This window comes from Streptomyces yangpuensis (assembly GCF_024666385.1).
In the GTDB taxonomy this organism is placed as follows: Bacteria; Actinomycetota; Actinomycetes; order Streptomycetales; family Streptomycetaceae; genus Streptomyces; species Streptomyces yangpuensis.
This window is the reverse complement of sequence record NZ_CP102514.1, coordinates 4,193,397-4,214,558: the sequence shown is the minus strand read 5'-3', so window position 1 is coordinate 4,214,558 and position 21,162 is coordinate 4,193,397. Positions and strand designations below refer to the sequence as shown.

Annotated in this window: 22 protein-coding genes; 12 read left to right on the top strand and 10 right to left on the bottom strand. The window is 69.6% G+C overall.

Annotated elements, in window-relative coordinates; genetic code table 11:
• The first annotated feature begins 14 nt into the window (after nucleotides 1-14).
• From NRK68_RS19285 to NRK68_RS19275, 3 genes are all read left to right on the top strand, one after another.
• Complete coding sequence (locus NRK68_RS19285; RefSeq protein ID WP_183067058.1) at nucleotides 15-350, top strand: YnfA family protein; 336 nt, start codon at nucleotides 15-17, stop codon at nucleotides 348-350.
• Nucleotides 351-412: 62 nt separating this feature from the next.
• Nucleotides 413-1,177, top strand: coding sequence for an SDR family NAD(P)-dependent oxidoreductase (locus tag NRK68_RS19280; RefSeq protein WP_183067059.1), 765 nt, complete (start codon nucleotides 413-415; stop codon nucleotides 1,175-1,177).
• Nucleotides 1,178-1,377: 200 nt separating this feature from the next.
• Nucleotides 1,378-1,962: a Uma2 family endonuclease gene (locus NRK68_RS19275; RefSeq protein ID WP_183067060.1), complete on the top strand. Its 585-nt coding sequence runs from the start codon at nucleotides 1,378-1,380 to the stop codon at nucleotides 1,960-1,962.
• Between the two features lie 106 nt (nucleotides 1,963-2,068).
• On the opposite strand, the gene NRK68_RS19270 is transcribed toward NRK68_RS19275, so the two are convergent.
• The gene (locus NRK68_RS19270; RefSeq protein ID WP_183067061.1) at nucleotides 2,069-3,262 is read right to left on the bottom strand and encodes an RtcB family protein; all 1,194 of its coding nucleotides are present in this window, start codon (nucleotides 3,260-3,262) and stop codon (nucleotides 2,069-2,071) included.
• A gap of 190 nt (nucleotides 3,263-3,452) precedes the next feature.
• Here NRK68_RS19270 and NRK68_RS19265 point away from each other — a divergent pair, with 190 nt between their 5' ends.
• The 3 genes from NRK68_RS19265 (at nucleotide 3,453) to NRK68_RS19255 (ending at nucleotide 6,838) form a co-directional block, all read left to right on the top strand.
• Nucleotides 3,453-4,397, top strand: a complete 945-nt coding sequence (locus tag NRK68_RS19265; RefSeq protein WP_183067062.1) for a DUF3558 domain-containing protein — start codon at nucleotides 3,453-3,455, stop codon at nucleotides 4,395-4,397.
• Nucleotides 4,398-4,510: 113 nt separating this feature from the next.
• On the top strand, nucleotides 4,511-5,272 hold the full coding sequence (locus NRK68_RS19260; protein ID WP_183067063.1) for a DUF3558 domain-containing protein: 762 nt from the start codon (nucleotides 4,511-4,513) through the stop codon (nucleotides 5,270-5,272).
• 162 nt (nucleotides 5,273-5,434) lie between these two features.
• Entirely contained in the window at nucleotides 5,435-6,838 is a 1,404-nt protein-coding gene (locus NRK68_RS19255; RefSeq protein ID WP_183067064.1) for a DUF2637 domain-containing protein, read from the top strand.
• 110 nt (nucleotides 6,839-6,948) lie between these two features.
• Here NRK68_RS19255 and lysS read toward each other — a convergent pair whose 3' ends face one another.
• Nucleotides 6,949-8,688, bottom strand: a complete 1,740-nt coding sequence (lysS, locus tag NRK68_RS19250; RefSeq protein ID WP_257856309.1) for a lysine--tRNA ligase — start codon at nucleotides 8,686-8,688, stop codon at nucleotides 6,949-6,951.
• Nucleotides 8,689-8,902: 214 nt separating this feature from the next.
• On the opposite strand from lysS, the gene argS reads away from it, so the two are divergent.
• Entirely contained in the window at nucleotides 8,903-10,672 is a 1,770-nt protein-coding gene (gene argS, locus NRK68_RS19245; protein WP_183067066.1) for an arginine--tRNA ligase, read from the top strand.
• Nucleotides 10,673-10,733: 61 nt separating this feature from the next.
• Here argS and NRK68_RS19240 read toward each other — a convergent pair whose 3' ends face one another.
• Together NRK68_RS19240 and NRK68_RS19235 are read right to left on the bottom strand one after the other, a co-directional pair.
• Nucleotides 10,734-11,138 carry a PIN domain nuclease gene (locus tag NRK68_RS19240; RefSeq protein WP_257856308.1) on the bottom strand — a complete coding sequence of 135 codons (405 nt, stop codon included), beginning with the start codon at nucleotides 11,136-11,138 and terminating at the stop codon, nucleotides 10,734-10,736.
• On the bottom strand, nucleotides 11,135-11,383 hold the full coding sequence (locus tag NRK68_RS19235) for a type II toxin-antitoxin system VapB family antitoxin (protein ID WP_183067068.1): 249 nt from the start codon (nucleotides 11,381-11,383) through the stop codon (nucleotides 11,135-11,137). The genes NRK68_RS19240 and NRK68_RS19235 overlap by 4 nt, the downstream gene beginning before the upstream one ends.
• Nucleotides 11,384-11,522: 139 nt before the next feature.
• Here NRK68_RS19235 and NRK68_RS19230 point away from each other — a divergent pair, with 139 nt between their 5' ends.
• Complete coding sequence (locus tag NRK68_RS19230) at nucleotides 11,523-12,320, top strand: VOC family protein (RefSeq protein ID WP_183067122.1); 798 nt, start codon at nucleotides 11,523-11,525, stop codon at nucleotides 12,318-12,320.
• Nucleotides 12,321-12,487: 167 nt separating this feature from the next.
• Here NRK68_RS19230 and NRK68_RS19225 read toward each other — a convergent pair whose 3' ends face one another.
• Nucleotides 12,488-12,682: a hypothetical protein gene (locus NRK68_RS19225; RefSeq protein WP_060180855.1), complete on the bottom strand. Its 195-nt coding sequence runs from the start codon at nucleotides 12,680-12,682 to the stop codon at nucleotides 12,488-12,490.
• A gap of 777 nt (nucleotides 12,683-13,459) precedes the next feature.
• On the opposite strand from NRK68_RS19225, the gene NRK68_RS19220 reads away from it, so the two are divergent.
• Nucleotides 13,460-14,644, top strand: a complete 1,185-nt coding sequence (locus NRK68_RS19220; RefSeq protein ID WP_257856307.1) for a hypothetical protein — start codon at nucleotides 13,460-13,462, stop codon at nucleotides 14,642-14,644.
• The gene (locus NRK68_RS19215; RefSeq protein WP_257856306.1) at nucleotides 14,628-15,374 is read left to right on the top strand and encodes a hypothetical protein; all 747 of its coding nucleotides are present in this window, start codon (nucleotides 14,628-14,630) and stop codon (nucleotides 15,372-15,374) included. Before NRK68_RS19220 ends, NRK68_RS19215 begins: the two co-directional genes overlap by 17 nt.
• 476 nt (nucleotides 15,375-15,850) lie before the next feature.
• Here the strand turns inward: NRK68_RS19215 and NRK68_RS19210 are convergent, their stop codons facing one another.
• Nucleotides 15,851-16,633, bottom strand: coding sequence for a TetR/AcrR family transcriptional regulator (locus tag NRK68_RS19210; protein ID WP_183067071.1), 783 nt, complete (start codon nucleotides 16,631-16,633; stop codon nucleotides 15,851-15,853).
• Nucleotides 16,634-16,737: 104 nt separating this feature from the next.
• Here NRK68_RS19210 and NRK68_RS19205 point away from each other — a divergent pair, with 104 nt between their 5' ends.
• Entirely contained in the window at nucleotides 16,738-17,673 is a 936-nt protein-coding gene (locus NRK68_RS19205; RefSeq protein WP_257856305.1) for an ABC transporter ATP-binding protein, read from the top strand.
• A 5-nt stretch (nucleotides 17,674-17,678) separates the two neighbouring features.
• Nucleotides 17,679-18,425, top strand: a complete 747-nt coding sequence (locus NRK68_RS19200) for an ABC transporter permease (protein ID WP_183067123.1) — start codon at nucleotides 17,679-17,681, stop codon at nucleotides 18,423-18,425.
• Between the two features lie 47 nt (nucleotides 18,426-18,472).
• Here the strand turns inward: NRK68_RS19200 and NRK68_RS19195 are convergent, their stop codons facing one another.
• The 4 genes from NRK68_RS19195 to NRK68_RS19180 all read right to left on the bottom strand — a co-directional run bounded on the left by NRK68_RS19195 (nucleotide 18,473) and on the right by NRK68_RS19180 (nucleotide 21,121).
• Entirely contained in the window at nucleotides 18,473-18,745 is a 273-nt protein-coding gene (locus NRK68_RS19195; protein ID WP_030027023.1) for a DUF1876 domain-containing protein, read from the bottom strand.
• An 88-nt stretch (nucleotides 18,746-18,833) separates the two neighbouring features.
• Nucleotides 18,834-19,553 carry a hypothetical protein gene (locus tag NRK68_RS19190; RefSeq protein ID WP_257856304.1) on the bottom strand — a complete coding sequence of 240 codons (720 nt, stop codon included), beginning with the start codon at nucleotides 19,551-19,553 and terminating at the stop codon, nucleotides 18,834-18,836.
• 369 nt (nucleotides 19,554-19,922) lie between these two features.
• Nucleotides 19,923-20,498, bottom strand: a complete 576-nt coding sequence (locus NRK68_RS19185) for a hypothetical protein (protein ID WP_183067073.1) — start codon at nucleotides 20,496-20,498, stop codon at nucleotides 19,923-19,925.
• A 17-nt stretch (nucleotides 20,499-20,515) separates the two neighbouring features.
• Nucleotides 20,516-21,121 (bottom strand): hypothetical protein, encoded by a 606-nt coding sequence (locus NRK68_RS19180; RefSeq protein WP_183067074.1) that lies wholly within the window; start codon nucleotides 21,119-21,121, stop codon nucleotides 20,516-20,518.
• Nucleotides 21,122-21,162: the final 41 nt, after the last annotated feature.

The window sequence follows — 21,162 nt, the reverse complement described above, 5'->3', positions numbered from 1 at the left end:
CGTACCTTGGAGCCATGCTGATCGCCCGCTCCGCCGCCCTCTTCTCCCTCGCCGCCCTCCTGGAGATCGGCGGCGCCTGGCTCGTCTGGCAGGGCGTACGCGAACACAAGGGCTGGGCCTGGATCGGCGCCGGCGTGATCGCCCTCGGCCTCTACGGCTTCGTCGCGACCCTTCAGCCCCAGGGTGACTTCGCCCGGGTCCTCGCCGCCTACGGAGGGGTCTTCGTCGCCGGCTCCCTCGCCTGGGGCGCCGTCGCCGACGGCTACCGCCCCGACCGCTGGGACATCGTCGGCGCCCTCGTCTGCCTCGCCGGAATGGCCGTGATCATGTACGCCCCGCGCAGCCGCTGAGCCGCCCCACCGCGCCTATGCTGGCGGGTAATCGCCCATACGAACGACCGAGGAGCCCGCACATGAGCACGGCCGCCACCCGAACCGCCGTAGTCACCGGTGCGAGCAGCGGCATCGGCGCAGCCACCGCCCGACAGCTCGCCACCGCCGGCTACCACGTCGTCCTCACCGCCCGCCGCAAGGACCGCATCGAAGCCCTCGCCGCGGAACTCGGCGAGGCCGGCCACTCCGCGACCGCCCACGCCCTCGACGTCACCGACCGCGCCGCCGTCGACGCCCTCGCCGCCTCCCTCGACCGCTGCGACGTCCTCGTCAACAACGCCGGCGGCGCCATCGGCGCCGAGCCCGTCGCCACCGGCGACCCCGCCGACTGGCGCACCATGTACGAGGTCAACGTCATCGGCACGCTCAACGTCACCCAGGCCCTGCTGCCCGCCCTCACCGCCTCCGGCGACGGCACGGTCGTGGTCCTCTCCTCCACCGCCGGCCACGCCACGTACGAGGGCGGCGCCGGCTACGTCGCCGCCAAGAACGGCGCCCGCGTCCTCGCCGAGACCCTCCGCCTGGAGATCGTCGGCCAGCCCGTACGCGTCATCGAGATCGCCCCCGGCATGGTCCGGACGGAGGAGTTCGCGAAGACCCGCTTCCGCGGCGACGCGGAGAAGGCGGCCAAGGTCTACGCCGGCGTCGCCGAGCCCCTGACCGCCGACGACGTGGCCGACACCATCACCTGGGCCGTCACCCGTCCCAGCCACGTCAACATCGACCTCCTGGTGGTCCGCCCCCGCGCCCAGGCCTCGAACACCAAGGTCCACCGCGAGCTCTAGACGACTGCGGCACTTCTCAGGCGCGACCGCAGGGCCGCCGGCCCGACCAGTCCGGCGGCCCGAGCGCGGTCCGGTCAACCCTCCTGCACCGGAGGGGAGTTGCCCTCTCGACTCCGCCGAGCCCGTACGGGTGAATGCGCACGGTACGTCGGCGGGCGCGGCTACGATCCGAAAGCGTGGGCCCTCAGAGGGAGGAAGCTATGGCCGTGATGCAGCACGAGACCACGATCGCGCAAGCCGCCGATCGACTCTCCAAGGAGCTTCCCGGACACCGAGTGGAAATCCTCCAGGGGAGGCTCACCGTGACACCACCCGCCGACGGAGCGCACTCGGAGACGCTCACGTGGCTCATCGAGGAGTTCGCGGCAGCCGGAGCCAGAAAGGCCGGACTGAAGTACCTCCAGACCATCGGCATCGCGCTGCCGACCGGGCCGGACGACTTCGCCATCCCCGACTTCGCCCTGGTCGAGGCGGACTACAAGCGCACCCGGACCGCCTACAACTGCTACTCCCCCGATGCCTTCCGCCTGATCGTCGAGGTCACCTCCTCGAACTGGTCGGACGACATCGGCATCAAGGTCGAGAGCTACGCCAGGGCCGGAGTTCCCGTCTACGTCATCGCCGACCGCCACCACGACGAGGTCGTCCTCCACACGGACCCCCGCAACGGCGCCTACCGCCTCCGCAAGGTCTTCAAGCGGGGCGCCTCCGTCCCGCTCCCCGAATCCCTCGGGGTCTGCGTGGAGCTCTCGGTGGACCTCCTCCTCGACGGCGACGAGGGCTGAGCAACGCGGAGGGGCCCGGACCGATCGTGATCGGTCCGGGCCCCTCCACTCCCCCGACAGCCCCACAGCGGCGACCACCGCGCCGGCCGCGTCCGGGCCTCAGTCCTCAGCCCTTGACGCAGATGACCTGCTTGAGCTTGGCCACGACCTGGACGAGGTCGGTCTGCTGGTCGATGACCTGCTCGATCGACTTGTAGGCACCCGGGATCTCGTCCACGACGCCCGCGTCCTTACGGCACTCGACACCCCTCGTCTGCTCCGCCAGATCGCGCGCCGAGAACTTCTTCTTCGCCGCCGTCCGGCTCATCTTCCGGCCCGCACCGTGCGAGGCCGAGTTGAAGGACTTCTCGTTGCCGAGCCCCTTCACGATGTACGAGCCCGTGCCCATCGAGCCGGGGATGATCCCGTAGTCACCGCTGCCGGCGCGGATCGCGCCCTTACGGGTGACCAGGAGGTCCATGCCGTCGTACCGCTCCTCCGCCACGTAGTTGTGGTGGCAGCTGATTTCGCGGTCGAAGGAGACCCTGGCCTTGCGGAACTCCTTGCGGACGACCTCCTTGAAGAGGCTCATCATCGCCGCACGGTTGAACTTCGCGTACTCCTGCGCCCAGAAGAGGTCGTTGCGGTACGCCTCCATCTCGGGCGTCGCCGCGAGGAAGACCGCCAGGTCCCGGTCGACCAGGTTCTGGTTGTGCGCGAGGCCCCGGGCCACGCCGATGTGGTGCGCGGCGAGTTCGTTGCCGATGTTCCGGGAGCCCGAGTGCAGCATCAGCCAGACCGAACCTGACTCATCGAGACAGAACTCGATGAAGTGGTTTCCGGATCCGAGCGTTCCGATCTGCTTCGTGGCACGTTCCTGACGGAATTTGACCGCGTCGGTGAGGTAGTCGAACCGCTTCCACAGGTCCTCGTACCCCTCCACCGAGAAGCCGTACAGCCGCGACGGGTCCACCGCCTCCCTGTGGAGGCCCATACCCACCGGGATCGCCTGCTCGATCTTCGAGCGGAGCTTGGAGAGGTCGCCCGGGAGGTCGTTCGCCGTCAGGGAGGTCTTCACCGCGGACATGCCGCAGCCGATGTCCACACCCACCGCCGCCGGGCAGACCGCGTCCTTCATGGCGATCACCGAGCCGACCGTGGCCCCCTTGCCGTAGTGGACGTCCGGCATGACGGCCAGACCCTTGATCCACGGAAGGGTGGCGACGTTGTGGAGCTGCTGCATCGCGCCGGCCTCGACCGACGCGGGGTCGGTCCACATCCTGATCGGGACCTGGGCCCCCGGTACCTCTACGAACGACATAAGGAATCAATCCCTCGAAACCAACAGAAAGGTGAGAATGCGCAAAAGCCTCGCTCTTGATCCCAAATACGACAGGGGACCGGCGCCAGCACCAGCGTGTGCGATAGACATTGTGTCCAGCCGCACTCAAGTCGCGGCAACGCATTTTCCTGACCGGCGGGGGTCCGCGGGTCGAAGGGAGCCAGTGGACGTGCAGCGCAAAGCGGTACGGCGAGTCCTGCCCGGCATCGCGATGCTCACCGCGCTCGCGGCCGGTTCGGCCGGCCTGACCGGGTGCACCGGCGGGAGCACCGGGGGCAGCACCAGCGACTCGAAGGCCGGCGGCAGCTCCGCCGCGCCCGCCCAGCCGGGCAAGTACCGCAGCCTGCCCGCACCCTGCCGGGCGGCCGCCGACAGCAAGAAGCTGAAGGCCATGCTGCCCGCCCCGGACAGCCTCACCCCCGAACAGCGCGACCAGTTGTACGCGGGCGTCGCCGACAGCTCGTACGACGGCGACCGGCACGTCGGCTGCCGCTGGACCGCGCAGACCCCGGAGGAGACCCGGCTGCTGTCGGTCGGCTTCGAGCGCGTCGTCTCCTACGACCGCGGCGCCGCCAGCGACGACGACAAGGCGAAGCAGGTCTACGTACGCCTGCTCACCGACGCGCACCTCCCCTTCCCCGGCCCGGCCACGCCGCCCAGCCCGGGCGCCGCCAACCCGGCCAACCCCGCGCCCCCCGCCCCCGGCAACCCCGTCGCCTCCGCGCCCCCGCCCGCCGCACCGCCCGCGAGCGGCGCGCCGTCGGCCGGGGCACCCGCGGCCGGTTCGCCCGCACCCGGTTCGCCCGCGCCCGGAGCATCGGCGGCCTCCGGGACGCCCACCCCCGGCGCGAGCCCGTCCCCCCAGCCCGAACTCGGTTCCCGCGTCCTCGAAGGGCTCGGCACCGAGGCGTTCCTGGACGACAAGCTGAGCCCGGCCGGGGCGACGGCCGCGCAGTCCCGCACCGTGCGGATTGTGTTCCGTACCTCGAATGTCATCGTCAAGGTCGAGTACAGCGTGCAGCCGACCCTGCCCGGCACGGTCCCCCCCAGCGGCGAAACCCAGGAAAAAGCACGGCAGTTGGCGCAGGCTCTCGCCGAACGGTTCAACGAGTGAGCCGTGCGCGCCACGCCCGGGCGTGACGGCGCGCACAGCAGTCGACCACCCGATCGGGCTACCGTTGCCCGGGTCCCGCGTCCGAAGAAGCCCCCCGAAGCACTGAAGGAACCATGCACCGATCAGCCTCGCGCCTCACCCGCGTTCTCGCCTGCGCAGCCGTCCCGGTGATCCTCACCGTGGCCGGGTGTTCCTCCGACTCGGGCAAGGAGTCGGCCGCCAAGGGCGACAAGAAGTCCGGTTCGTCCGCTTCCGCGAAGCCCGGCGAGAAGAAGTCCAAGCCGGAGCTGGAGAAGGCGGCCTTCGCCACCCTCCCGGATCCCTGCAAGGCGATCCAGGGCGGCACGATAGACAGCCTCGTCCCGGAGGCGAAGGACAAGAACGGCACGGCGACCAAGTCGAACGACCTGGCCAGCCGCGCCAGCTGCTCCTGGAACGGCCTGGACGAGGACGGCCTGAAGGGCTCGCAGTACCGCTGGCTCTCCCTCTCGTTCTTCCGCACCGACTCGCACGCCTCGCTCGGCGGCGCGAACAAGCGGGCCGAGGAGCAGTACGGCAAGCAGGTCGAGGGCGCGAAGGCCACCGAGGGCGCGCAGAACGTGAAGGCCGAGCCCGCCGAGGGCCTGGGCGACCAGGGCACCTCGATCGCCTACTCGGTGAAGAAGGACGTCGACTTCTTCAACACGACGATCGTGGCGCGCACCCAGAACGTCGTGATCACGCTCGACTACAACGGTGCCGCCTACGAGGGCGCCGGCGCCCCGGACCACGGGAAGCTGCTGCAGGACGCGCTCGCCGCGGCGAAGGAGGCCGTGGGCTCGGTGGCGGGTGCCAACAAGCCGGCGGAGCAGCCGCAGTCCCCCCAGCCCCAGTAGGAGCGGCACCGGGTCGGGGCCTCCTGGAGCGCTGAGTTCCAGTCACCCGTACGCTGTGCCTGCCGCAGCACCGTAAAGGCTCGGTAAGCGCTCGGCGCGCAGCGCGCTCGGCGCTCGTCGCTCAGCGCTCGGTTTGTGCTCGACAAGGGGAGGGGATCGCGGGTGGCCGCGATGCAGCTGACTCGTACGCACCGAATACTCATCGGTGTCGTGGTCGCCGGAGCCGTCGTGATCGCGGGCATCGGCTTCGCGGGCTCGTACGCCGCCGTGCGCGAGCTGGCGGAGAAGAAGGGCTTCGGCAGCTTCTCCCTGGTGTTCCCGATAGGCATCGACGCCGGTATCTGCGTCCTTCTGGCGCTGGACCTGCTGCTGACCTGGCTCCGGATCCCCTTCCCCTTGCTGCGCCAGACGGCGTGGCTGCTGACGGCGGCGACGATCGCGTTCAACGGTGCGGCGTCGTGGCCGGATCCGCTGGGTGTGGGCATGCACGCCGTGATCCCGATCCTGTTCGTGGTCACGGTGGAGGCCGCCCGGCACGCGGTGGGCCGGATCGCGGACATCACGGCGGACCGGCACATGGAGGGCGTGCGCATCACCCGGTGGCTGCTGTCGCCGCTGCCCACGTTCAAGCTGTGGCGCCGGATGAAGCTGTGGGAGCTGCGCTCCTACGAGCAGGCGATCGGCATGGAGCAGGACCGGCTGATCTACCAGGCGCGGCTGCAGGCCCGGTACGGGCGTTTCTGGCGGCAGAAGGCGCCGGTCGAGGCTCTGATGCCGCTGAAGCTGGCCCGGATCGGTGTCCCGCTGTCGCAGACGGCGCCGGACGCGCTGGCGGCGACCGGGATCGACCCGGCGGTGCTGCCGCCGCTGGAGCAGCAGCTCGCGGGTGCGGGTGCGGCTCCGGCCCTGGAGGCCTCGGCGGCGGGCGGCCCGGAGTGGGACGGCCAGGGCGTGCAGGATGCGCTGGGTGCGCAGCCCGTCCAGGCCCAGCAGTTCCCGCAGCCGCAGCCGCAGCCCGGCCAGCCGCTTCAGCAGGTCGCGCAGGGCCAGCAGGTCGGGCAGGGCCAGCAGGTCGGGCAGGCGGCCGCGGTCGCCCACACCGCGCCGGCGTTCGCGGTGGACCCGACGGCGATGCCCGCGGCGCACAACAGCGCCTGGTTCGCCGCGCCGAAGGCTCCGCAGGCGGCGTACGAGGGCGGCTACAACCCGCAGTACGTCGAGGGGCTGGAGCCGACTCCGGTCCTGCCCCCGATGGGCCCGGACGACCAGCGGGCGCAGCAGCTCCCGGTTCCGGAGCCGCGTCACGAGGCGGCTCCGGACGGGTACCTCCCGGAGCAGGTGCCGGAGGTGGAGTCCCCGGACGAGGTCGAGTTCGCGCAGATCGCCTACAAGGTGTTCTGTGCGCTGGCCGAGGAGACGCAGGACTACCCGACCGCCGAGGCCCTCGACATAGTGCTGGCGGACCGTTATGGCGTGACGCACCCGCGCAGTGGTTCGCTCCTGCGGCGGATGATCGCGTCGTTCCGGCAGCAGCACCACAAGGACCGGGAGGCCGAGCCGGCGTAGCGGCAGGCAGACAGGACAGGCAGGCAGGTATCTCCATGCGGAAGGCCCGCACCCCGAGGGGTGCGGGCCTTCCGCATACGGCGTGCCCGGGCTCGGCCCGTGGCGGGGCCTCAGACGGCGAGCAGCTTGCGCACGCGGTCCGCACCCACCGCCAGCAGCAGCGTGGGCAGGCGCGGCCCGGTCTCCCGGGTCACGAGGAGCCGGTAGAGCAGGGCGAAGAAGGTGCGCTGCGCGACCTTGAGTTCGGGGGTGGGCTTGGCGTCGGGCTCCAGGCCGGCCATGACCTTCGGGACGCCGTAGACGAGCGTGGTGAGCCCGTCGAGCGACCAGTGCGAGTCGAGGCCGTCCAGGAGCAGGCGCAGGGATTCACGGCCCTCGTCGTCCAGGGAGGACAGCAGCTCGGTGTCGGCGTCCTCGCGTACGAGGGTGCGCTGGTCGGCCGGGACCTGGGTGGTGATCCAGTTCTCGGCGCGGTCCAGGCGCGGCCGTACCTCGTCGAGGGAGGTGAGCGGCTTGTCCGGCTCCAGGTCGGAGAGGATGCGCAGGGTCTGCTCGTCGTGCCCGGCGGTGATGTCGACGACCGACGCGAGGGTGCGGTAGGGCATCGGGCGCGGGGTGCGCGGCAGCTCGTGGGAGGCGACGCGTACGGCGCGGGCGTGGGCGGCGGCGTCGGCGGGCAGCACGCTGCCGTCCGCGACCTTGCCCTCCAGCTTGTCCCACTCGTCGTAGAGGCGCTGGATCTCCTGGTCGAAGGCGATCTTGAAGGACTGGTTGGGGCGGCGGCGGGCGTAGAGCCAGCGCAGGAGCTGCGGCTCCATGATCTGCAGGGCGTCGCCGGGGGTGAAGACCCCGCCCTTGCTGGAGGACATCTTGGCCATGCCGCTGATGCCGACGAAGGCGTACATCGGGCCGATGGGCTGCTCGCCGCCGAAGATGTGGACGATCTGGCCGCCGACCTGGAAGGAGGAGCCGGGCGAGGAGTGGTCGACGCCGGAGGGCTCGAAGATCACGCCCTCGAACGCCCAGCGCATCGGCCAGTCGACCTTCCAGACGAGCTTGCCGCGGTTGAACTCGCTGAGCTTGACCGTCTCGGTGAACTCGTCCTCGGTGCAGACGTAGGTCAGCTCGGTGGTGTCGTCGTCGTACGAGGTGACCTTGGTGAAGTCCTTGCCGCACCGGCCGCAGTACGGCTTGTAGGGGAAGTAGCCGCCCTCGCCGGCGCTGCCGTCGTCCTCGGCGGCGGCGCCGGAGCCCTCGGCGGCCTCCAGCTCGGCCTCGTCGACCTGCTTCTGCTGGGGCTTCTTGCCGCCGGGCTTGACCTTGGTGCGGTACTGGGCGAGGACGGCGTCGATGTCGCCGCGGTGCTTCATCGCGTGCAGGATCTGCTCGCGGTAGACACCGGTGGTGTACTGCTCGGTCTGGCTGATCGGGTCGTACTCGACGCCGAGCTCGGCCAGGGACTCGGCCATGGCGGCCTTGAAGTGCTCGGCCCAGTTCGGGTACGCGGAGCCCTCGGGGGCGGGGACGGCGGTCAGCGGGCGCCCGATGTGCTGGGCGTGCGACTCCTCGGTGACGCCGGGGATGCCCTTGGGGACCTTGCGGAAGCGGTCGTAGTCGTCCCAGGAGATGAGGTGGCGGACCTCGTGGCCGCGGCGGCGGATCTCGTCGGCGACCAGGTGCGGGGTCATGACCTCGCGGAGGTTGCCCAGGTGGACCGGGCCGGAGGGGGAGAGTCCGGACGCGACGACGACTGCTTTGCCCGGGGCTCGGCGCTCCGCCTCGGCGATGACCTCGTCCGCGAAACGGGAGACCCAGTCGGTCTCGGTGCTGCTCTGCGCGCTCTGAGCCACGACACGTCCTTCTATCTCGAATGCTGGCTACGGCCATTCTCCCAGACGGAACGGGCCACTCCGGGGTTGCTTCCACCCAGTGATATCCCGAGAAACGGATGGCGGCCGCGTGGGATACTCGGCACTTGTCGGAAGAGCCAAGTCCGACCCGGGCACGACCCCCGCACGACCCCAGCACGACCCCCGGTACAGAACCTCACAGGAACGGCAGCTCATGGCCTCGGTCCCTTCGCTCGCTTCGTCCGTCAACCAGCGCGTCGCCGACGCCCTCGCCTCCGCGCTGCCGGAGGCCGGTGGCGCCGACCCGCTGCTGCGACGAAGCGACCGGGCCGACTTCCAGGCCAACGGCATCCTGGCGCTCGCGAAGAAGGCCAAGGCCAACCCGCGCGAGCTGGCCACGACCGTGGTCGAGGGCATCCCGACCGGTGACCTGATCAAGGAGATCGAGGTCTCGGGCCCCGGCTTCCTGAACATCACCGTCGCGGACGCGGCGATCATCTCCACGCTGGCGGCCCGCGCGGCGGACGACCGGCTCGGTGTCCCGCTGAACCCGGCCGCCGGCACGACGGTGATCGACTACGCGCAGCCGAACGTCGCCAAGGAGATGCACGTCGGCCACCTGCGGTCCGCCGTGATCGGCGCGGCGATGGTGGAGATCCTGGAGTTCACGGGCGAGAAGGTGGTCCGGCGTCACCACATCGGCGACTGGGGCACCCAGTTCGGCATGCTCATCCAGTACCTGCTGGAGCACCCGCACGAGCTGGACCACAAGTCCGGCGACGGCGACGAGCAGGCCTCCGGCGAGGAGGCCATGTCCAACCTGAACCGCCTCTACAAGGCCTCGCGCGCCCTCTTCGACTCCGACGAGGAGTTCAAGACGCGGGCCCGGGCGCGGGTGGTGGACCTGCAGGCGGGCGAGCCGGAGACGCTGGCCCTGTGGCAGCGGTTCGTGGACGAGTCGAAGATCTACTTCTACTCCGTCTTCAACAAGCTGGACATGGACATCCAGGACCCGGACGTCGTCGGTGAGTCCGGCTACAACGACATGCTGGTCGAGACGTGCAAGCTGCTGGAGGAGTCGGGCGTCGCGGTCCGCTCCAACGGCGCGCTGTGCGTGTTCTTCGAGGACGTCAAGGGCCCGGACGGCAACCCGACCCCGCTGATCGTGCAGAAGTCGGACGGCGGCTTCGGCTACGCGGCCACCGACCTGTCGGCGATCCGTGACCGCGTGACCAACCTCGGCGCCACCGAGCTGATCTACGTGGTCGACGCACGGCAGTCGCTGCACTTCAAGATGGTCTTCGAGACGGCGCGCCGGGCGGGCTGGCTGAACGACGACGTCAAGGCCGTCCAGCTGGCCTTCGGCACCGTCCTCGGCAAGGACGGCAAGCCGTTCAAGACCCGTGAGGGCGAGACGGTCCGGCTGGTGGACCTGCTGGACGAGGCGATCGAGCGCGCCTCGGCCGTGGTCCGCGAGAAGGCCCAGGACCTGACGGAGGCCGAGATCGCCGAACGGGGTGCCCAGGTCGGCATCGGCGCGGTGAAGTACGCCGACCTGTCGACGTCCGCCGCCCGGGACTACAAGTTCGACCTGGACCAGATGGTCTCCCTGAACGGCGACACGTCCGTGTACCTCCAGTACGCGTACGCCCGTATCCAGTCGATCCTGCGCAAGGCGGGCGCCGCCAGGCCGGCCGCACACCCGGAGGTGGCGCTCGCGCCGACCGAGCGTGCGCTGGGCCTGCACCTGGACGGCTTCGGCGAGCTGATCGCGGAGGCGGCCGCGGAGCACGCCCCGCACAAGCTGGCGGCGTACCTCTACCAGCTGGCGTCGCTGTACACGTCGTTCTACTCGGAGTGCCCGGTGCTCAAGGCGGACACGCCGGAGCAGGTGGAGAACCGCCTGTTCCTGTGCGAGCTGACGGCCCGCACCCTCTCGAAGGGCATGTCCCTCCTGGGCATCCGGACGCCCGAGAAGCTCTGACCCCATCCCCTGATCCACGCGACGGCCCCCGGCGGATACGCCGGGGGCCGTCGCGTTCCCGTCAGCCGAGGATGCGCCGTACCGGCTGCCCCGTGACCTTGGCAATCGTCTCGAAGTCGGCGTCCTGGTGGAGGACCGTCAGCCCGTGCTGCTGCGCGATGACGGCCACGAGCAGGTCCACGGGGCTCGCGCACTGGTGCGCACCGGCGTCCGCCAACTGCCGCTGGAGGGCTTCCGTCCCGGTCCACACCGCGTCGCGTGCGGTCCGGTAGGGGAACACCGCCCGGAGGAGGCCGTCGGCTTCATAGTAGGCGGGCCGGCCTCCGACCGCTCGCAGGAACTCCTGCCGGACCGGCTCGCACAGCCCCACCCGGCCCGACTCGACCAGTTGGTCCCACTCGGATCCGGTCTGGCGCCGGTAGAACCGCACGAGCGCGCTCGTGTCGATGAGGAAGTCCTCGCTCACGTGGCCGACTGCCCCTTGTCGTCGGCCAGACCGTCGGCGTCGGCGTCGCCGTGCCCGATCGTCCTGAAGTCCATCTCGCCCTCGTCGACCATCTGCCGCATCCGCTCGATGGCCGCCGCCCGTCGCCTGCGGTCCGCGATCTCCCGCAGCGCCGCGTTGACGGTGTCCTTCTTCGTCGTGGTGCCCAGGAGCTGCGCGGCTTCGGCGAGCGCGTCGTCGTCCAGGTCGATCACCGTTCTGGACATGGCCGCCTCCAGGTCGCATCGCCGCTCCGCCCACTCCAGGGTTCGGCGGTCACCCGAATGGGCCGATTCGGGGTATGCGGGCCGGGTAGGGGACGGCGCGTCCTTCCCCCATCCACCAGCGGAGGCATCCGTGCCCGACATGAACGGCCCCTACAAGCCCGGCACCCCGTGCTGGATCGACCTGACGACTCCCGACCAGCAGGCGGCCCTCGACTTCTACTGCGACCTCTTCGGCTGGCAGGGCGAGGTCGGACCGGCCGAGCAGGGCGGCTACTCGGTCTGCCTCCTCAAGGGCAAGCCCGTCGCCGGCATCATGAAGGCGTCCAACCCGGACGGCACCGCGCCCGACCCGATGCCGCCGACCGCGTGGACCACGTACCTGGCCACCGATTCCATCGACTCCACCCTCAAGTCGGTCACCGACGCGGGCGGTTCGGTCATGATGGGCGCGATGGACGTCATGGACCTCGGCCGGATGGCCGTGATCACCGACCCGACGGGCGCCGCCGTCGGCCTGTGGCAGGCCGGCACCTTCGACGGCGCGGGCATCGTCAACGAGCACGGCGCCCTGATCTGGAACGAGCTGAACACCGGCGACGTCCCCGCTGCGGCCGCCTTCTACACCTCGATCCTCCCCGTCACCACGGCCAAGTCCCAGATGCCGGACGCCGGCGAGTACACCGAGTTCAAGGTCGGCGACCGCGCCGTCGGCGGGATGATGGACCTCGCCAAGCTGCCGGACGGCGTGCCGCCGCACTGGATGCCGTACTTCCACGTCGACGACGTCGACGAGATCCAGGCCGCCGCGGAGCGCGCCGGAGGCAGCGTCATGGCCCCGGCCTTCGACATGGTGGCGGGCCGCATGGCCGTCCTCGCCGACCCCCAGGGCGGTGTCTTCTCGGTGATCAAGGCGACCGCGCCGGAACAGCCCGCCTGACCGAACAGGACACTTCCTCCGACCCCTTCCGCCTGCCTGCTGCCGCCGCGCCCCCTGCGGCAGCAACCGGCGAAAGGCCCCCGTACGCGAATACCCCCCGACTGATTTCGACAGTCGGGGGGTATTCGCTCAATCAACCCCGGATGACCTCGGAATTCCCCGGATTCCTAGATGGCCCCGCTGGGATCGGCCGGGAGGTAGAAGTCCCAGCTCCCCTGACCGTGGTGCTGCCCGTCCGGGGAGTTACCCGAGGGACAGGCGCCGTTGTCGGGACGGCCGTTCCACCACAGGGTGTAACAATGGTTGCAGAAGCGCCAGTTGTTCTGGAACGTCGTCACGTCGTTGGGGACGGGGATGGCCATGGCAGCCTTCTTTCTGGAGTGAAGATGGCGTGAACCCCTGCGCGGTCGACCCACCACGGGGTTCGCGATCCGAGCAAGGGAATACTCTCACCGACCACCGGGAATTCAGGCGCGCCACGTTGCCGTGTCGGCATTCCCGAGGCCACTTGGGCTACCATTTACGGAGAAACGAATCTCTTGGGCCTGGAATTCATTTCCGCATACGAATTCCATGAAAGCCTATTCAGGGAAATCGTCATCGGCATCCGATCCGGAACTCGCACCAAACGATTTTTGCCCGGTCCTGGCGCTTGCCCCGGCGAGCTGGGCGGCACTGACGGCCTGGCTCGCTCGACAGCCCGCGGCACGGGGGCGGGAGCTGCCCGGGCCTTGGTCAGTGACGCGTATGGGTGTTTCCCGTCAGTCCCATCGTCTCTCCTGTTCGTGCCGGTCCGTCAAGGGCGCTCCCCTTCGTCGCGTCGCTTCGCGAGGGCCTTCGGCCCCCCTTGACCGACCGTCCCGCCCCGGAAATCCGAAAGGCTGCCGGGAAACCCCCAAAGGAACGGGCCGGGGGAGCAGGGCACTTACGGGGCGGTGCCCTGCCCGGGCGAAGCCCGGGTGCGCCCCAGATCGCTACGCGCTCCTGCCGGAAGGCGTCTGCGAGCCCCGGGGGGCTGGACATAGGCCGCCCCAGATCGCTACGCGCTTCTCGATCGCGCGACTGCGGTCCGTCCGGGGCCGATTGAGGCACGATGTTTCTGGTAACGACCCATTTCTGCGAAGGGCAGGTGCCGTCTGATGTACCCGACCGAAGCCTGCATCGACGAGGCGGGCAACATCCTGGTTGCGCCTTCGACGCTGCGAGACCACGACCTGATCAGGGACTTCTTCGGGGCCACGATCACACCTGAGGAACTGGCCTCCGCCGACCTCGCGGGCAGGACCGTCTACCTGTGCGGCGACGTGTCCGGGATCGACGGCCGCCAACTGGAGTCCGCGGCGCGGGTATTCGTCATACGCGAGCTGTCCGAGGGGGACGGGCCGTGGACCGTCGTCGATGGCGGGCGAGTTCCCGTGCGAGTGCACGGCGCCGGCGTGTACTACCGCCGGTTCTTCGACCTCGACGCGGGTCACTTCGGACGGATCCGGGCGGAGCACGCCTTCCAGTCACTGACGGAGTCCACGAAGCCCGGGACGGCCCATCGAAGTGGTATCTATCTGACGCCCGTCACACAGGACGGTGACGCACTGCATTTCCGGCTGCTCCGGTGCTCGACGAATCTCTCAGGACCGACCGAGGGGTTTCGGGCCACGGACACGGAGATCGTCGATGCGCTGAACCGCGAGGCCGCCTCCGTCTTCCGGAATCATGCGCCGCTGAATCACGTTCTCGCGCAGATCTACCACAACACGCTGGCCACGGCGGAGCGCAAGCAGTCCAAGGCGAAGATATCGGCCCATGCCGACAAGACGAAGGACATGCCCGGCAACGGCATCATGGCCTTCTGCACCTTCTACGACGGGCTCGACAAACTGCAGCCGATGGCGGAGGACGCCTTCGACCACGGCCTGAAGCGCGCGAGCGGTCTGACCCGGCTCCACTTCCGCCTCAAGGAGGAGGTCGACGGGCTCCCCTCGCAGTTCTCTCTGACCCTCTATCCCGGCTCCGTCTTCTTCATGCCGCTGTCCACCAACCGCCTGTACACGCACGAGATCCGACCCTCGACGCTGAACGCCGAGGCGCTCCCGACCCGACTGGGATACGTGGTGCGCTGTTCCAGCTCCGAAGCGGTCCACCGGAACGGACAGACCTTCCTCAAAACGGCCGATGATCTCGTGGAGCTGGGGCCGCCCACACAGGAGGGCATGGACGAGCTGCGCAGGCTGTACGCCGAGGAGAACAGGACTTCGTCCTTCATCGACTACGGCGACCGGTTCCTCTTCAGCATGAACTCGGGAGACTACGTTGCCCCCCGAGCCTGAGATCTCGTCGTACGTTCTGCCGATCGAGCAGAACCTCTTTGCGCAGCTGTCCGCATCGGTCCACTGGGAAGACGTAGGAAAGGGCCGCCGGGGCGCCACCCTCACCCGCATCGACGAGCGCGGTACGCCCCTCGTACGCACCACCACGCGATACAACAATCCGACCCAGCGCTTCCGCGCGGTGCACGAATGGCTGGCGCAACAGATCCAGGAACGTGCGGCCCTCCCGGTCGGCTTCAACAACGCTCTCATCGAGAGCTACACGAACGCCTACCGGACCATGGGAAGCCATTCCGACCAGGCCCTGGATCTGGCCGACGATTCCTTCATCGCCGTCTTCTCCTGCTACCAACACCCCGAAGCGAGCCCCCCGAGGAAGCTGGTCTTCGAGTCGAAGGAGTCCGACGCCACGTTCGAGTTCCCCCTCACCCACCACAGCGTGGTGACGTTCTCCGTGGACTCCAATCGGCGGCTCAAGCACAAGATCGTGCTGGACGCCCCGACCGCCGAGAACCAATGGCTGGGCGTGACCTTCCGGACGTCGAAGACCTTCCTTCGGTTTCGCGACGGACACGCCTACCTCCCGCACGGCGCACGTCTCACCTCGGCCGACGACGAACAGAGCCGCGAGTTCTACCGCCTACGGCGCCGCGAGAACCAGGAAACGGACTTCCTCTACCCCCCGCTGACCTACACCGTCAGCGAAAGCGACCTGCTGCCGCCCACCTGACGAAAGCGACGCCTGAGCCGAACCCCACACCCCTTCCTGACCGAACGAGACGCCCCGGACGGCTCGCAGTCGCGTGACCGAGAAGCGCGTGGCGATCTGTGGCGGCCTATGTCCAGCCCAAGAGGCTGGCAGACGCCTCTCGACAGGAGCGCGTAGCGATCAGTGGCGCCCTGGGCTCCGCCCGCGCAGCACCGACCGCCCCGTCAGTGAAAACTTGGACCGGCCCGTTCCTTTGGGGGTTTCCCGGCAGTCTTTCGGATTTCCGGGGCGGGACGGTCGGTCAAGGGGGGCCGCAGGCCCTCGCGAAGCGACGCGACGAAGGAGCGCCCTTGACGGGCCGGCACGACACGGAGAGACGATGGGACTGACGGAAAACCCCCATACGCGTCACTGACCAAGGCCCGGGCAGCTCCCGCCCCCACACCACCACCCCGCACCGTCGAAGCCGCCGCCCCACCCCGGCCCATCCCGCCTGCCTAGGCCTCCGACCGCCCCTCGACCAGCGCCGCCAGGCCGTCCAGGATGCGGCCGAGGCCGAAGCCGAACTGGAAGTCCGGTTCGTCCGATCCCGCGAAGGCGTCCGACTCCAGCAGCCGCGTCACCGCCGGGTGGGTGTCCGGGCCGGTCATCAGCCGCAGCGTGCGTACGTACTGGCCCATGACCTGGTCCGGTGAGACACCCGACTTCACGATGGCGTCCATCATGTCGGCCGCCATCGTCGCCTCGTTACGGACCAGACCGCCGATCAGGATGATCGTCGAGATCTTCTCGCCCTCGGTCAGGCCCGTACCGGCCAGCGCCGCGAGCCCGCGTTCCATCCAGGCCAGCTGGTTCGGGCTGACCGGTGCCCCGGTGATCGGGATGCGCAGGATCCAGGAGTTGGCCATCAGCACGGCCCGCTGCGCGTACGCCCACTGGGTCACCAGCTCGCGCCAGCCCCACCCCTCCGCCTCCGGCGGCAGCGCCGGCGGGGCACCGACGCCCGCGTCCGACATCAGGATGTAGAGCTCCTCCTTCGCCGTGACGTACCGGTAGAGGGACATCGTGGAGACGCCGAGTTCCTTGGCCACCCGGCCCATGGAGACGGCGTCCATCCCCTCACCGGCGGCCAGCGTCACGGCCGTCTCCACGATGCGCGGCAGCGTGAGCGTGGGGCGCGGCCCCTTGCCGGGGCGTTCGCGAAGCCCCCAGGCCATCTCCAGGCTCGCCGGAAGCCCGGTACCGCTGCCCTCGCCGCCCGCGTCGTCCTCGTCCGCCATGACCGCCCACTCCTCGATTGACCCCCATCCTAGTTCTGTGTATTACTTACACAGAAGAGCGTAAGGCATACGCAGAAGCCCCCGCGAAGGGAGCACCTCCCCTCATGACCACGCACGCCTCCGCCGCCCTCGGCATCCACGCCACCGGACTGACCAAGTCCTACGGCGACGTCCGCGTCCTCGACGGCATCGACCTCGCCGTCCCCCGCGGCAGCGTCCTCGCCCTCCTCGGCCCCAACGGCGCCGGGAAGACCACCACCGTCCGGATCCTCACCACCCTCACCGCGCCCGACGCGGGCACCGCCCGCGTCGCCGGCCACGACACCGCCACCGCCCGGGCGCGCGTCCGTGAACGCATCAGCCTCACCGGACAGTTCGCGGCCGTGGACGAACTCCAGACCGGCGCCGAAACACTCCGCATGATGGGCCGGCTCTGCGGCCTCTCCCCGCGCGCCGCCCGCGACCGCGCCGACGAGCTCCTCGCCCGCTTCGGGCTGACCGACGCCGCCGCCCGCACGGCCAAGACGTATTCGGGCGGCATGCGACGTCGCCTCGACCTCGCCGCGAGCCTGGTCTCCCGGCCCGAAGTGATCTTCCTCGACGAGCCGACCACCGGGCTCGACCCGCGCAGCCGCCAGGACCTGTGGGAACTCGTACGGGAACTGCGCGCCGACGGCACGACCGTGCTGCTCACCACCCAGTACCTGGAGGAGGCCGACCGGCTCGCCGACCGCGTCGTCGTCCTCGCCGACGGACGCATCGCCGCCGAGGGAACCCCCGCCGAGCTCAAGGCCCGCGTCGCAGGCCACCGGCTGGACCTCACCCTGACCACGCAGGCCGCCTACGAGGCCCTGGCCCCCCGCGCCGTCCACCTCGCCCCGGACGACCTCACCCTCGGCGTCACCACCGACGGGAGCGCCGCCCACGTACGCGCCCTGCTCGACGAACTCGACCCGGACCGCACCGGCGTGGACCGCTTCACCGTCCGCACCGCCACCCTCGACGACGTGTTCCTCACCCTGACGGGAGCCGACCGATGACCGCCATGCCCGTGAGCGCCCTCACCCTGGCCGGGCGCAGCCTGCGTATCAGCAGCCGGCAGCCCGACGCGCTGATCACGGCGCTGATGCTGCCCGTGATGCTGATGCTGATCTTCGTCTACTTCTTCGGCGGGGCCATCGACACCGGGACGGAGTACGTGACGTACGTGGTCCCGGGCGCCATGCTGCTCTGTGCCGGCTTCGGTGCGGCCTCCACCGCCGTCAGCGTCGCCGACGACATGCGCAGCGGCGTCATCGACCGCTTCCGCACCCTCGACATCGGCGGCATCCCCGTCCTGGCGGGACACGTCACCGCCTCGGTCCTGCGCAACCTGCTCTCCACCACCCTGGTCCTCGCCGTCGCCCTCGCCATCGGCTTCCGGCCCCAGGCCGGACCGGCCGCCTTCCTCGCCGCTGCCGGCCTGCTGCTGACGTACATCACGGCGATCTCCTGGCTGGCCGCCGCGCTCGGGCTGCTCGCGCAGACGCCGGAGGCGGCGGGCGGCTTCACCTTCCTGATGATGTTCCTGCCGTACCCGTCCAGCGCCTTCGTCCCCATCGAGACCATGCCCGGCTGGCTGCACGGCTTCGCCGAGCACCAGCCGCTCACCCCGGTGATCGAGTCCCTGCGCGCGCTGCTCCTCGCGCAGCCCGCCGGAAGCGCCCCCTGGACGGCCCTGGCCTGGTGCGCGGGCATCACGGCCGCGGCCGTGGCCCTGGCGGCCGTCCTGTTCCGCAGCAGGACCCGCTGAGCGGCTCCGGCAGGAGCCCCTCAGCGGGTCGCTGGTCCGCCCGCCGCTCAGCGGTTGAGCGGGTAGGAATGACGGCCCGTCGCCTCGTCGATCTCCGAGTGGGCCTTCTGCAACATCTGCTGCGCAAGATCCATGAGCGCGCGAGCACCCGCGATCTCTTCCCCGACCCTCATCTGCTCCGGGTCGGAGGGGTGACGCAAGGCATAGCCCCGCGCCCTGATCTCGGAGCCGTCCCCGAGCCTTACCAGGGCCGCCGCACTGGTGCGGTGGCCCTCCTCGGTGAATTCGAGCTCCACATGCCACCCGACGAGCGTGGCCATGGTGCATCACCTCCAGGGGTCACCCTTCCCTCCAGGGTGCGCCCACGCCCCGACGGACGCGACCGGAACCAAACCGGGCCTCGCGGGCTCAGATGTCACCGAATGCCCAGAACAGACCGACCTCGGTGTCGGAGACCACGACCAGGCCGCAGTCCTCCCCGAAAAAAGTCATCGGCACCCAGCCCATGGGTTGGCCCCCGAAGTCCAGCGTCCCAACGCGTCTCGCTTCGCTGACATTGCTGTAGCAGGTGAACGTGTCCCCGTAGCGGGCAAGGATGGTGCGAGCCATGCCCTGCAGCTCGTCGAAGCTCTCGGTGAACCGTTCGAGGTTCCTCAGGGTGCAGCCGGAGTCGGTGAGTGCAAGCAGGAGGTTCTCGGCGCTCGCGCGGTCGATTTCCCACAGTCGTTCACCGACATCTGCCGGGGTGAGCCGGCGGCAGGGATCGGCCTTGAAGGGCGGGCGGAAGGGGAAAGCCGGCCGCTCTGCCAGATAGTCGTAGCCCGCAGTGTCGTCCAGTCCGATCCAGCCACGCGGGTCGGGCACTGCGCGCTCCATGACAGCGAGCACATCGGCCTGCCAGTCCTCGTGCCTGCGCGGACCGGTGGCATTGAACGCGCACCCGTCCTCGTACAGGTGCCGTACCGCCGCTTCCCAGGAAACCTGGTCGATGGGCCAGCCGGCCGCGATGCTGTCGACCACCCGGTCCATGTCGCGGATCTGCCGTTCCAGATGGCCTTGCATCTGGTCCAGGTCGTCAGCGAGCCGGGTGAGGCCGTCCTCCGAAACCCCCAGATCGCTGTCCTGCATGTCCACCCCTCGCCAGCACAGCCGTGCCGAATTCGTACGTACTGCCTATGAGGTTCACATGTTGTCGAACTGCACGCCTGAGTGCGCGTACTCAGGCGTGTCGGCCAGAGACGGCGTGAACCTCACGGGCCCCCATGCGTACTTGACACGTCGACGCCCGAAGGGTTCTTGCTGCAAGCCGGGGAGCTGCGTGTGGCCGACCCGGTCTCACGGGAAGCTGTGCTACTCAGGCTTCCGGCCGGCTCGCCCGCGCCTTCCGAACCGGCCGATGAATCAGCCTTCCGCCCGCCCGGTCTACCCATGTCAGCTCAGATGAGAGGCAGACGCGGTCGTCGAGGAGCGCGTTGCGGCCGATTCACCGCCCCGCGCTCACAGCGCGTTGAACGACCAGAAGACACCGACCTCGTCGGCGGACGCCGCGATCAGGCCGAGGTCCATCATGTAGTCGGTGAAGGGGTGGCCGCTTCTGAGGTCCTGTGCCAGGAAGTCGGGCGCGTCGCTAGTACGGGCGAGGCGGGAAGAGGTCCAGAACGCCGCGTCCGGGCCGAAGCGGTCCAGCACGATCCGGGCGTCCGCGAGTACCTCGTCGCGGTCCTCCCTCAACCGGACCGGGTTGCTCTCGAAGAACCACTCCTGCGCGAGCGAGGCGAGCAGCTCGACGGCGGCTCCGGCCGTGATCGGCCGGAGCCCGGCGTGCAGGTCCTCGGCAGTCAGCGCACGGAACGGATAGAAGGGATAGCCGCTCTCCCAACCCACGTCGAACGCATCCGATTCGCGGCCGGCCCAGCCCCGTGGGTCGGCGACCGACCGCTCCATAACGGCGCAGACGTCCTCGGCCCAGTCCTCGTGCAACCGGGGGCCGCTCCTGGCCAGGGTGAAGACCTCCTCCAGAAGCCGCAGCAGTGCAGCTTCCCAGGTGGCGGCATCGGTGGATCGTGTCTGCATGGATTCCTCCTCTCGGCTCAGCAGGCGAAGGTCCAGAACAACCCGACCTCTGTGTCGGAGACGACGACCAGGCCGGCGTCCTCCCAGTAGAAGGTCATCGGGGTGTAACCCCAGTGGGACGCCCCAAAGTCCAGCGTGTCGTCCTTGCGCGCGCCGACCGTGACGTTGGTGTAGCAGGTGAACCTGTCCCCGTAGCGGGCGAGGATGGTGCGGGCCATGTTCTGCAGCTCGTCGAAGCTCTCTGTGAACCTTCTGAGGTTCCCCAGGGTGCAGCCGTCGTCGGTGAGCGCAAGGAGGAGGTTTTCGGCACTCGCACGGTCGATCTCGTACAACCGTTCCCCGACGTCGGCCGGGGTGAGCGGGCGGGACGGATCGTTCCTGACGGACGGATGGCAGAACGGGAAGTCCGGGTGCTCCTGAGAGCGCTCGTTCGCGGTGTCGTCGAGCCCCGCCCAGCCGCGCGGGTCGGGGACGGCGCGCGCCATGACGGCGAGCACGTCTGCCCGCCAGTCCTCGTGCGCGCGCGGACCGGTCGCACTGAACGTGGTCGCGTCCTCGTACAGGTGCCGGATCGCCCCTTCCCAGGACGCCTGGTCGGCAACGGACAGGTGTTCAGCCTGCATACAGAACCTCTCGGTAAGACGTGCCAAGTGCGCACGTATGC

What these genes read in the sequence shown, in the direction of transcription:
- NRK68_RS19285 (WP_183067058.1), top strand. Translation starts at nt 15, where the DNA reads ATGCTGATCGCCCGCTCCGCCGCCCTCTTCTCCCTCGCCGCCCTCCTG.
- NRK68_RS19280 (WP_183067059.1), top strand. Translation starts at nt 413, where the DNA reads ATGAGCACGGCCGCCACCCGAACCGCCGTAGTCACCGGTGCGAGCAGC.
- NRK68_RS19275 (WP_183067060.1), top strand. Translation starts at nt 1,378, where the DNA reads ATGGCCGTGATGCAGCACGAGACCACGATCGCGCAAGCCGCCGATCGA.
- NRK68_RS19270 (WP_183067061.1), bottom strand. Translation starts at nt 3,262, where the DNA reads ATGTCGTTCGTAGAGGTACCGGGGGCCCAGGTCCCGATCAGGATGTGG.
- NRK68_RS19260 (WP_183067063.1), top strand. Translation starts at nt 4,511, where the DNA reads ATGCACCGATCAGCCTCGCGCCTCACCCGCGTTCTCGCCTGCGCAGCC.
- argS (WP_183067066.1), top strand. Translation starts at nt 8,903, where the DNA reads ATGGCCTCGGTCCCTTCGCTCGCTTCGTCCGTCAACCAGCGCGTCGCC.
- NRK68_RS19235 (WP_183067068.1), bottom strand. Translation starts at nt 11,383, where the DNA reads ATGTCCAGAACGGTGATCGACCTGGACGACGACGCGCTCGCCGAAGCC.
- NRK68_RS19230 (WP_183067122.1), top strand. Translation starts at nt 11,523, where the DNA reads ATGAACGGCCCCTACAAGCCCGGCACCCCGTGCTGGATCGACCTGACG.
- NRK68_RS19225 (WP_060180855.1), bottom strand. Translation starts at nt 12,682, where the DNA reads ATGGCCATCCCCGTCCCCAACGACGTGACGACGTTCCAGAACAACTGG.
- NRK68_RS19220 (WP_257856307.1), top strand. Translation starts at nt 13,460, where the DNA reads ATGTACCCGACCGAAGCCTGCATCGACGAGGCGGGCAACATCCTGGTT.
- NRK68_RS19210 (WP_183067071.1), bottom strand. Translation starts at nt 16,633, where the DNA reads ATGGCGGACGAGGACGACGCGGGCGGCGAGGGCAGCGGTACCGGGCTT.
- NRK68_RS19205 (WP_257856305.1), top strand. Translation starts at nt 16,738, where the DNA reads ATGACCACGCACGCCTCCGCCGCCCTCGGCATCCACGCCACCGGACTG.
- NRK68_RS19200 (WP_183067123.1), top strand. Translation starts at nt 17,679, where the DNA reads ATGCCCGTGAGCGCCCTCACCCTGGCCGGGCGCAGCCTGCGTATCAGC.
- NRK68_RS19195 (WP_030027023.1), bottom strand. Translation starts at nt 18,745, where the DNA reads ATGGCCACGCTCGTCGGGTGGCATGTGGAGCTCGAATTCACCGAGGAG.
- NRK68_RS19190 (WP_257856304.1), bottom strand. Translation starts at nt 19,553, where the DNA reads ATGCAGGACAGCGATCTGGGGGTTTCGGAGGACGGCCTCACCCGGCTC.
- NRK68_RS19185 (WP_183067073.1), bottom strand. Translation starts at nt 20,498, where the DNA reads ATGCAGACACGATCCACCGATGCCGCCACCTGGGAAGCTGCACTGCTG.
- NRK68_RS19180 (WP_183067074.1), bottom strand. Translation starts at nt 21,121, where the DNA reads ATGCAGGCTGAACACCTGTCCGTTGCCGACCAGGCGTCCTGGGAAGGG.